Origin of the sequence: Pseudomonas sp. GM25, from assembly GCF_000282255.1 — a bacterium.
GTDB classification, from domain to species: domain Bacteria; phylum Pseudomonadota; class Gammaproteobacteria; order Pseudomonadales; family Pseudomonadaceae; genus Aquipseudomonas; species Aquipseudomonas aphyarum.
The window spans coordinates 25,513-35,941 of the sequence record NZ_AKJQ01000012.1; the positions used below are offsets into that span (position 1 = coordinate 25,513).

General features: G+C 56.7%; 9 protein-coding genes. 5 read left to right on the forward strand and 4 right to left on the reverse strand.

The window, feature by feature from the left end:
• Nucleotides 1–18 precede the first annotated feature (18 nt).
• Nucleotides 19–750, forward strand: a complete 732-nt coding sequence (locus tag PMI24_RS05190) for a capsule biosynthesis GfcC family protein (protein ID WP_052026221.1) — start codon at nt 19–21, stop codon at nt 748–750.
• Nucleotides 747–2,825, forward strand: a complete 2,079-nt coding sequence (locus PMI24_RS05195) for a YjbH domain-containing protein (RefSeq protein ID WP_007951634.1) — start codon at nt 747–749, stop codon at nt 2,823–2,825. Before PMI24_RS05190 ends, PMI24_RS05195 begins: the two co-directional genes overlap by 4 nt.
• Before the next feature lie 279 nt (nt 2,826–3,104).
• Here PMI24_RS05195 and PMI24_RS05200 read toward each other — a convergent pair whose 3' ends face one another.
• The 3 genes from PMI24_RS05200 to PMI24_RS05210 all read right to left on the reverse strand — a co-directional run bounded on the left by PMI24_RS05200 (nt 3,105) and on the right by PMI24_RS05210 (nt 6,573).
• Entirely contained in the window at nt 3,105–4,499 is a 1,395-nt protein-coding gene (locus PMI24_RS05200; RefSeq protein ID WP_007951635.1) for an undecaprenyl-phosphate glucose phosphotransferase, read from the reverse strand.
• A gap of 382 nt (nt 4,500–4,881) precedes the next feature.
• On the reverse strand, nt 4,882–5,541 hold the full coding sequence (locus PMI24_RS05205; protein ID WP_007951636.1) for a winged helix-turn-helix domain-containing protein: 660 nt from the start codon (nt 5,539–5,541) through the stop codon (nt 4,882–4,884).
• A 291-nt stretch (nt 5,542–5,832) separates the two neighbouring features.
• Nucleotides 5,833–6,573, reverse strand: a complete 741-nt coding sequence (locus tag PMI24_RS05210) for a winged helix-turn-helix domain-containing protein (protein ID WP_007951637.1) — start codon at nt 6,571–6,573, stop codon at nt 5,833–5,835.
• A gap of 506 nt (nt 6,574–7,079) precedes the next feature.
• Here PMI24_RS05210 and PMI24_RS05215 point away from each other — a divergent pair.
• Nucleotides 7,080–7,913: an undecaprenyl-diphosphate phosphatase gene (locus PMI24_RS05215; protein ID WP_007951638.1), complete on the forward strand. Its 834-nt coding sequence runs from the start codon at nt 7,080–7,082 to the stop codon at nt 7,911–7,913.
• A gap of 22 nt (nt 7,914–7,935) precedes the next feature.
• Here the strand turns inward: PMI24_RS05215 and dusA are convergent, their stop codons facing one another.
• Nucleotides 7,936–8,931 carry a tRNA dihydrouridine(20/20a) synthase DusA gene (gene dusA, locus PMI24_RS05220; protein WP_007951639.1) on the reverse strand — a complete coding sequence of 332 codons (996 nt, stop codon included), beginning with the start codon at nt 8,929–8,931 and terminating at the stop codon, nt 7,936–7,938.
• Between the two features lie 171 nt (nt 8,932–9,102).
• Between dusA and PMI24_RS05225 the strand changes: the two genes are divergently transcribed.
• Complete coding sequence (locus PMI24_RS05225; RefSeq protein WP_007951640.1) at nt 9,103–9,762, forward strand: hypothetical protein; 660 nt, start codon at nt 9,103–9,105, stop codon at nt 9,760–9,762.
• Nucleotides 9,763–9,899: 137 nt separating this feature from the next.
• Nucleotides 9,900–10,421: a hypothetical protein gene (locus PMI24_RS05230; protein WP_157222930.1), complete on the forward strand. Its 522-nt coding sequence runs from the start codon at nt 9,900–9,902 to the stop codon at nt 10,419–10,421.
• Nucleotides 10,422–10,429 lie beyond the last annotated feature (8 nt).

Below are 10,429 nucleotides of genomic sequence, written 5' to 3' on the forward strand. Positions count from 1 at the left end.
GCGCTCTCGGCGTGCTTGATGTTGCTCACCGGTGGCAGCGATGCAGCGGTCATCGTCAGCGGTGATGTCGCCAACCCGGGCCCGATCGAATTGCCGGCGGGCGGGCGTTTGCGCGATGTGATCGGCGAGGCCGTACCGAATGCCGAAGGCTACTGGCTGGCCGGCGTTCTGTTGCGTCAGTCATTGCTGGAAGAACAGACGCGACTCAAGGTCGGCGTGCTGTTCGATCTGGATGTGCTGCAGCGCATGGCGATGCTGTTCGACAAACCGAGTCGAGCGGCGCTGGCACAGCGCCTGGCCGAGCAGGTCCGGCAGATGCCGGTGACCGGACGGCAGATTGCCGATCTCGATCCGGTGGCGGTGGAAGTCGGCTTCGCCCGCAACATCCGTCTCGACGATGGCGATCAACTGATCTACCCGAAACGGGTCGACGAAGTCGAAGTGCTGGGCGCGGTCGCCGAGCCGTGCCGCTTGCCTTATCAGCCGTTGCAGGAGGCCCGCGAATACCTGCAGGGCTGCACGTTGCTGGAGGCCGACGCCGATGCCGATTACCTGTGGCTGATCCAGCCCAACGGCGAATCGCGGCGGGTCGGCATCGCCCACTGGAACCGCGAAAGCGGGCAGATGCCCGTGGCCGGCAGCAAGATTCTGGTGCCGGTGAAAAACGATGATCTGGATCCGCCTGTCCCTGAACTGAATCAGCAGTTGGCCGAATTGATTGCCACGCAGTTGGCTGAGGTGGTTCGTTGAATTTGCGTTTTGCAGCTGTGTTGTTATTGCCGTGTGGCCTGGTGCATGCCGAGCCACGCATTACCCAGAATGACTTCGGCGGCGTCGGTCTGTTGCAGACCCCGACTGCGCGCATGTCACCCGCCGGTGAGTTGAGCGTCAACGCCAACCGCACCGAGCCGTACAGCCGATACAGCGTTTCGTTGCAGCCGCTCGACTGGCTGGAAGGTTCGTTTCGCTACACCGCCATCACTAACCGTCCGTACGGTTCCGAAGCGCTGAGCGGCAGCCAGAGCTATAAGGACAAGGCGGTCGACGCCAAGGTCCGGCTATGGCAGGAAAGCCACTGGGCGCCGGAAGTGGCGCTGGGCTTCCGAGACATCGGTGGTACCGGTTTGTTTGCCAGTGAATTCTTCGTCGCCAACAAGCGCTATGACAATTTCGATTTCAGCGCCGGCATCGCCTGGGGTTACATCGGTAACCGCGGCGATTTCGACAACCCGCTGGGCTGGGCCAGTGATCGCTTCAAGACCCGCCCGGACCTGGAAGGCACCGGTGACGTCAACGCCGGGTCGTACTTTCGCGGCAAACCTGCGTTTTTCGGCGGCGTGAGTTACCAGACGCCCTGGGATCGCCTCAGCCTGAAACTCGAATACGAAGGCAACGACTACAAGCACGAGCCGAAGGACAACATCATCAAGCAGGACTCGCCGATCAACCTCGGCGCGGTGTTCAAGGTAACCGATTCCCTCGACCTGAGTGCCGCGTGGGAGCGGGGCAATACGGCGATGTTCGGCATCACGTTCCACACCAATTTCGTCAGCCGCAAGGCCCCGGCCAAGACCTTCGACCCACCGGCCGAACCGCTGCCGGCGAGGGCGCCGAGCACGACGATGGAGGAGGTCAACTGGGCCGACGTGTCGCGCCGCTTGCAGCAGAACGCCGGTTACAAGGTCGAGCGCATCACCCAGCGCGATTCCGAACTGATCGTGTACGGCGAGCAGCAGCGCTATTTCCATTCGCCCAAGGCTGTCGGCCGTGCGAGCCGGATTCTCGACAACAGCGTCAACGACGACATTGACTGGTTCACCGTGGTCAACAAGCGCTACGACCTGCCGCTGGAAGAAACCAGCGTGCCCCGGCAGACCTTCCGCGAAGTGCTCAACAACGAGGAGCCGCTGGAGTCGCTGCACCGCACCACCGAGATCAATCCGGCGATGCCGCGCAACGAGAAAACCCTCTACACCGAAGCGCCGCAGCACTTCAATTACGGTGTCGGCCTGGGCTTCAAACAGAACGTCGGTGGCCCCGATGGTTTGCTCTATCAGTTCACTGCCGATCTGGACGCCGAGTACCGCTTCAATCGCAACACCTGGTGGAACGGTTTGCTCAGTCAGAACCTGATCAACAACTTCGACAAGTTCACCTACGACGCACCCAGCGGCCTGCCGCGTGTGCGCACCGACTTGCGTCAGTACCTGACCACGTCGGACACCACCATGCCGCTGTTCCAGGTCAGCCACGCCGAACAGCTGGACAAGGATTTGTACGGCATGGTCTACGGCGGTTATCTGGAGTCGATGTTCGCCGGGGTCGGGGGCGAGGTGCTGTTTCGTCCGACCGGCAAGCGCTGGTCGATCGGCGCGGACCTGAACTACGTGCGTCAGCGTGAATTCGACCAGGGCTTCGGCCTGCAGGATTACTCGGTCTGGACCGGTCACATCACCGGCTATACCGACCTGCCGTTCGACACGCTTGCCGCGGTGAGCGTCGGGCGATATCTGGCGGGCGACTTTGGCGGCACGGTGGATATCTCCCGCGAGTTCTTCAACGGCGTGCGCTTTGGCGCCTGGGCGACGATCACCACCGCCGGCAGCGCCGAGTATGGCGAAGGTAGTTTCGACAAGGGGCTGTACCTGTCGATCCCGTTCGACGAAATGATGAGCATGTCGACCATGCGCCGCGCCAACCTGGTGTGGGCGCCGCTGACCCGTGACGGTGGCGCGCGGCTCAATCGCAGCTTCCAGCTGCATTCGATGACGGACAGTCGGGAAGGGGACATGTTCTACCGGAACTTCGGGAAGATTACCGAGTAGGTTCGGGAGAGCGGGGAGTCAGTGGGAGTGGGGTTGCTCCGGGCGGTGTTCCACCGCTATCGCGAGCAGGCTCGCTCCCACATTTGTTTGAGGTGAATAGCAAATCCTGATCCGCTCATCATCCTTGTGGGAGCGAGCCTGCTCGCGATGGCGCTAGTACAGCCAACATCAAAGCATCTGTCACTCCTCGGCTTCAGAGCCCCGACCACCCCCCAAATCCCGCCCACAAAAAAGGGGACTTTCGTCCCCTTGCGGTGTTGCCTTTTCAAGCGCTGCGTCTCAGTAAATATCCTTCGACAGCAAGGTGAACGGCGTCTTCACCAGGATCTTCACATCCAGCCACAGCGACCAGTTGTTGATGTACTTGAGGTCGATCTCGACGCGCTTTTCCATCTTGTCGAGCGTGTCTGTCTCGCCCCGGCAACCGCTGATCTGCGCCAGGCCAGTGATGCCCGGTTTGATTCGGTGACGGGCCATGTAGGCGAGGATCTTGCCCGAGTAGTAGTTGTTGTGCGCCACGGCGTGCGGACGTGGGCCGACCAGTGCCATGTGGCCTTGCAGCACGTTGAACAGTTGCGGCAGCTCGTCCAGCGAAGTGCGACGGATGAAGCGACCGACTGGAGTGATGCGCGAATCGTTGCGGCTGGCCTGCTTGACGTCACGGTCATCGTGCACGCGCATCGAGCGGAACTTCCAGACCTTGATCACCTTGCCGTTCCAGCCGTGGCGATCCTGCTTGAAGAACACCGGGCCCGGCGAGGTGAGCTTCACCGCCAGCGCCACGGCCAGCAGCACCGGGCTCAACAGAATGATCGCCAGCAGGGCGACGGCTTTTTCAACAAGGCTTTTGCTCAGCGCAGCGGTCGGGCGGCTGGTCAGCGGGCTTTCGTTGAGGTAGATCGCCGGCAGACCGTCCACGACTTTCACCGAGTGGTTGAGCAGCGTCAGGCTGTTTAGGTCCGGCACCCAGACCACGTCAACGTTGGCATCCAGCAGATCGACGTACATGGCTTCGATGTTGGCGGCTTCCGACAGCGGCAGGGTGATGTACAAGCGGCGGATGTCGTGGGTCTGGATCAGTTCGAGCAGTTCGTCCTGAGCGCCGACAACGCGCGGGGCGTCCGCTTCCAGGGACGGCTTGTCGCCGTTGCTGACCAGGCCGACCAGTGGCAGGTTTTCGTGCTGGCTCAACTTCTTCGCCAGGCCCAGAGCCAGTTCGCCGGTGCCGACGATCAGGGTCTTGTGTTCGCTTTTGCGCGAACGCTGGTAGAACTTCGAGAACGCATGCAGCGGTGCGTACAGCAGCGCCTGACCGAGGAAACCGTACACCGCCCACTCAAGGATGACTTGCCGAGAGAACAGCGCATCGGCCTTGCAGATGAAGGCGATGAACGCCAGCCCGGCCATGGTCATGAACCAGCCCACGAACAGTCGACCCAGCCCGGTCAGGTAATTGTCTCGCTTTCGATACGCACCGCTGAAGGTATAAGCCGGCACCGAGGCCAGTACCGCCAGGATCGTGCACATCCGGTAGTAGAACTCGACGGTGCCCGTGTGCTGTTCGGCGAGTATGAACAACAGTGAAACAATGAAAGTCTGTGCCAGCGCCCATTGGCCCCAAAAGGTCAGTCCCTTGAGGCCGGTGTTTCGATTGATACGAAGAGAAAGATCCATACGATATCCCCAAAAGACGTCCATTCAGGTTTCGACAGTAGAAAACCGAGTTGTTAAGCAGACTTGTTATTGTTGTTTGAGCCAGTGTCCTGAGGTAACAACGCCGGTATGCGGAACTGTCGTCAGTCAATAGACTAAGTTATTGCCGGGGATGCTGTCTGACGAGTTCTAACAAGATGGCACAGTGCCAACTTATTTAAATTTCCAATATTCAAACGTTAGAAAAGGTCGAAAGGCAGGGGGTGAATAATCAATCTTGTGTTTGCTATCGTAGGTGGGGTCAGGAGGCGGGTATAACCAGGGAGGGGTGAAACCAAACAGAGTGCTTTTTTATTTTTGTAATCGCACTTGTATCTGTTTGTCTTGTGGTGGGGGATGTTGTTTAGGCAACAACTTCCTGGATCAGGCAATAACCGCGATTGCGTACGGCACGAAACAATCGTTCACCGTTGCTGGCGTTCTTGAATTTGTCTTGAAGACGGCTCAGGCACATTTCCAGTCCCCGGTATTGCTCCGGCTCGCGGCCGATACTGAGGATCAGATCGTCCCGACTGACAACACGTTCTTCGTGGTGGAGCATTTTGCGGACCAGTGCGGTTTCGAGCCCGGTGAGACTGATTTCGACACCCTCTTTCGTCAATGCACCCTGATCATTGTCCAGATGCCAGGCTTCAGTGCAGGGCGCGTCGGACTCGATCGTTCGGGAAGTGTCAGTGGGGTCTTCGGCCATGGCCGTGGGACTGTGGAACGAATGCGCCGATTGTGCGGCCAGCCATTCCGATTCAAGGGTGGCCAATATGCGCTGAGTATCATGTTCGATGCTGCGTGCGACATGCTTCCTTGTGCCGCGTGGGTAAGTGAACTCCATCAGCATCGGAGTGGAAGAGGGCGAAGCAACACCTTCAATAAACATTTGTGCCTGGGACGTGCCAAACGAATTGAAACGCTCGCTGGAGAGGATGTTCTCAAGTTCACGTTGCGACGCCGAGCTATTAGTCACGACAACAAAGTATTTTCTTGGGAGGGTTGTGCTGGTTTCCATGTCTCTCTCCTAAAGTACACACCAAATTTGGCGAAAAAATAATGGGCAGGCGAGCAATGTTTTCCTCGGAAATAATCGACGGGCAGGGTCTGGGCCCAATGATGGCCCTCGATAAGTTCCACTCGGTCTGCTTTTAGAGTAATGGTTTATTGTTATGTTTAAGTGTTGCAGCGCTCATGCAATTGACAGCTTTTTATTAGATATGTGACGCAGTTAAAACAGTGAGACATCGGAATTTTAGTGCGTTGCATCAGACGTTCCCTCGTAAGCTGCAAAAGATGATTCCCTGAATCAGGCGGTCGAGATCAACCCCCTCATCAGACGATAGCCATACCCGCGAATGCTCTGTATGGCGTTCGTACCGTACACGTCCTTGATTTTCCCACGCAAGCGGCTGATGGATTTTTCCAGCGCCCGAGGATCGTAGAAATGGGTGTTGAGCCCCATGATGCTGGCGATTTCATCATGGCTGAGAATGTGATTGCCGGTCTGCGCAAAGGCTTGCAGGATCTTCATTTCGGCAAAGGAGATATCGAGTTTCTTGCTGGTGTCCGAGAGGCAGATGCGGGTGGGGTCCAGCACCAGGCTGATATCACGTTGCCATTCTTCACTGTTGAAGAACTCGCCCAGCAGTTCGCCGCTTTCATCGGATAAGGTATTGAGTTTGATACAGAAGTCGGCACCGGCCAGGAAGTACTTGATCTTGTTGAACGCGCCGCGCCCGGTGATCACCGCACAAATGATCGGCTTCAAGTTGTCACTGCGCAGGCTTTCCACCCGTGCCAGGTTGTCTTCAAGAGCCTGAGGGCTGTCGATGACAATGAATATGGCCCGATACAAGCCGTGATATTCATTTTGCTGATATGAACTAGCGTAAGAGTCGGCCTCAATGGCCAGATCAGCTTGCACATGCTTCGCGATTAGCGCGCTAAAGTGTTCAGCCACGCCACGGGTACGACCCAGAGTGAGAACACCTGGTTCGTCGCTTGTGCGGCGCGGGCTTCTAGTCGCTAAGTTACCTGTGAGCATCATGCATTGACTCGAGAAGGTGCTGACATCGGGATGTTAAAGCACCGGTTCTCATCTGTGACTGACAATTGGTAACATTTGCGCGGATTTTAGACGTGGCTCCCGAGTTTTCTAACAATAATTAAGCTTTTCAAGCTTTTAGTTGCTTTTCTCGGGGCTCTGAACTAACGAAAGAGGGCTCGTTAGATGGTGGCAATGTGCAATGGTGCCACTATTTTGTAATTGTGGCGACCTGTTTTTATGTCCCTTGGCCACTACACATTTGCACGCCAGTACAGAGAGTGTGAGGTGGATCACATTTTAAGGGGCGATGTGATTTTTAGCTATAACACTGACAAGTTCACACACGGACGTTTATTAACATGCCTTGAGTGTGGCTTTTGATAAGACATATTCTCCGTCCCCGAGTCGGGCAATGGGTGTGTATCTGCCAATTGTTTTACTTCAGATACTCAATGCCTGAATGCACTTAACGGGACGCCCACAAAGAGCGTGCCGACGGAGGATTAATGGATTTATTGACCTTGTTCAAGGTGCTGATTCTTGGGGCGGTAGAAGGCCTGACCGAGTTCCTGCCCATTTCCAGTACGGGCCACCAGATTATTGTTGCCGACTTGCTGGAGTTCGGCGGCGAACGCGCCATGGCGTTCAACATCATTATTCAACTGGGCGCCATTCTGGCCGTGGTCTGGGAGTTCCGCCCGAAGATCTTCGAGATCGTCAAAGGCCTGCCGACCCAGAGTAATGCCCAACGGTTTACCCGCAATCTGCTGATCGCCTTTTTCCCGGCGGTCATTCTCGGCGTGTTATTCGCCGACACGATTCATGAATACCTGTTCAACCCGATCACCGTTGCCGTTGCATTGGTCGTGGGCGGCATCGTGATGTTGTGGGCCGAGCAGCGGGATCATGTAGTGAGTGTCGACCATGTGGACGACATGAAGTGGGCCGACGCCCTGAAGATCGGTTGCGTACAGTGCCTGGCGATGATTCCGGGCACGTCGCGCTCCGGTTCCACCATCATCGGCGGCTTGCTGTTCGGCCTGTCACGCAAGGCCGCCACGGAATTCTCGTTCTTCCTGGCGATGCCGACCATGGTCGGCGCTGCGGTGTATTCCGGCTACAAGTACCGCGAACTGTTCCAGAGCAGCGACCTGCCGGTCTTCGCCCTGGGCTTCGTCGTAGCGTTCATCTTCGCAATGATCGCCGTGCGCGGCCTGCTGAAGTTCATTGCGAACCACAGCTACGCCACCTTCGCCTGGTACCGTATTGCCTTCGGCTTGCTGATCCTTGCCACCTGGCAGTTCGGCTGGGTTAACTGGACGGCGGCCGCAGCCGCCTGACCTCAGCCGCGCAGGCCGGGCCTCAACGCCCGGCCAGCAACTCCGCCGCCTGATCCAGCAACGCCAGCGGATCCTTGGCCTTGTGGATATCCACCGACAACAACTGACGAAACTTGCGCGCCCCCGGAAACCCGGTGCCCAGGCCCAGCACATGCCGGGTGATGTGATGCATCGCCCCGCCGGCCAGCAAATGCTCGGCTATATAAGGCCGCAACTGCGCCAGCGCCTCGGCCCGGCTGATCACCGGCGCGCTGCTGCCGAACAGCTGCTGATCCACCTCGGCCAGCAGATAAGGATTGTGATACGCCTCGCGCCCCAGCATCACGCCGTCAAAGGTCTGCAAATGCTCATGGCAGGCCTCCATCGTCTTGATCCCGCCGTTCAGAATGAACTCCAGCTCCGGAAAATCCGCCTTCAACCGCGCCGCCACGTCATAACGCAACGGCGGAATGTCACGGTTCTCCTTCGGCGACAACCCCTCCAGAATCGCAATCCGCGCATGCACCGTAAAACTGGTGCACCCGGCATCCCGCACCGTGCCGACGAAATCGCACAGCTGCTCATAACTGTCCCGCCCGTTGATCCCGATTCGATGCTTTACCGTCACCGGAATCGACACCGCATCACGCATCGCCTTCACACAATCCGCCACCAACTGCGGATGCCCCATCAGGCACGCACCAATCATGTTGTTCTGCACCCGATCACTCGGGCAGCCAACGTTCAGATTCACCTCGTCGTAACCGTGCTCCTGCGCCATGCGTGCGCAGGCGGCCAGGTCCAGCGGAACACTACCGCCCAACTGCAACGCCAGCGGATGCTCGGCTTCGTTGTGACGGAGGAAACGCTCGTGATCGCCGTTGAGCAGAGCACCGGTGGTGACCATCTCGGTGTAGAGCAGGGCGTTTTTCGACAGGATGCGTAGGAAGTACCGGCAATGGCGGTCAGTCCAATCCATCATCGGCGCGACGGAGAAACGGCGGGAGAGTGGGGCGGGTGTGGCGGAGATTGGGGACATTGGGGGTACGGAATCGGTGTGGCTGGGAGGTGGGGGAGTTTATCAGGAATGACCGTTCGGGCTCAGTGATATCCGGCGGAAATACAACCCCATCAAGTGTGGGATTAAGCAAGACAGCCATGAAATGGACTGATAGCATCGGGCTATCAATAAGAGTGAGGAAGGGATCCCATGCTGAAAAAACTCGCATCATCTGTTCTCGTCGCCGGCGCCCTGCTTGCCTCCGCCCAAGGGGCTTTCGCCGAAGAAAAGCTGTTCAAGAACTACGTCTACCAAACCCCACTCGCAAAATTCACCGAAGCGGCCGGTTACTACGACTGCTCCGAAGACGTCGGCGGGACCGCGAGATGCATCGACGATGTGGATTTCCTGGAAGAGAAATTCACTGTCGCGCTGATCTTTTCCGGTGACAAGCTGATGATGGTTTCACTCATCAGCCCGTTTGATCAGAACCTGTATGTCAAAGCCATCGCGGGGCTTTCCAAATCATTCACGCTGGTTTCCATGAGCGATGAAAAATCCATCCTGGATATGTTCGATACCGCGAGAAAGTCGAGAAGCACTGAAGAGCTGACGACGAAGATTTCCAATTTTGAACAGGTTGGTCTGGCGTCTGGGAATCTGACTTACACGTTTCTTGAAGGGTTGAACGCTAAAGGGCAAACCAATGCTGTGAGTGCGTTGGCTGCTGCGCCGGAGAATATTCGGTCTGCTGAGTTGGTAATGGCGGGGCAAGGCGCGGATTCGGGGATGATTATTCGGTTTACGTTTCCGCGGTTAGAGGCGAATAAGATTTTGGCTGAGGCTCAGAAGCCGGTTGAGTCGTTTTGACGCGCTGGTTGATTGCTGTAAAGCTGACTCAGCTGATGAAACGGGGAAGTTATTTGCAATGCGATTAGGTGAGACAAAACTTGCCCCGTTTTCACATTATCATCAAGCGACCCGCAAACGAGTGGTCTGGAGCATGTGTGAAGGATTTTAAATTTCCTGCTGGAATGATCACTTGCAGTATTTGGATGCTTTGGTTCGCTGCCGTACTTGTGCCGTTGCTTTGGTGTTTTATGGGGGCGTTCGACTACTGGAATATTAAGCAATCTGAAGCGGCATCTTGGGTTCAGGCGGTCGGATCTATAGCCGCCATCGCTAGCGGTGTCGGTGTTTTGATTTACCAGCGAAATGAAAAAACTCGAGAAGCCAAAATAGCCAATCAACAGTTGACTGAGAAGATCGTCACCGTAGCAGTCCATATCAGTGCGATCTTTGACTCTTCGGATCCGATTAACTCTTACTATCATCCAGAGGTCGGCATCGCAAATAGGCTTAAGAGGAGACTGGAGGAAAGTCGCAAACTTCTTCGCGAAATAAGCCTTCAAGAACTGCCAACTCATGAGCTCTGTATCTTATGGCTTGAGTGGCGCCAAGGAATTGATGACCTTTTGGTTTATTACAACTCCTATGTTGGCAGGCATAATGATGTGAATCGCCCCTAGTTTCGTAG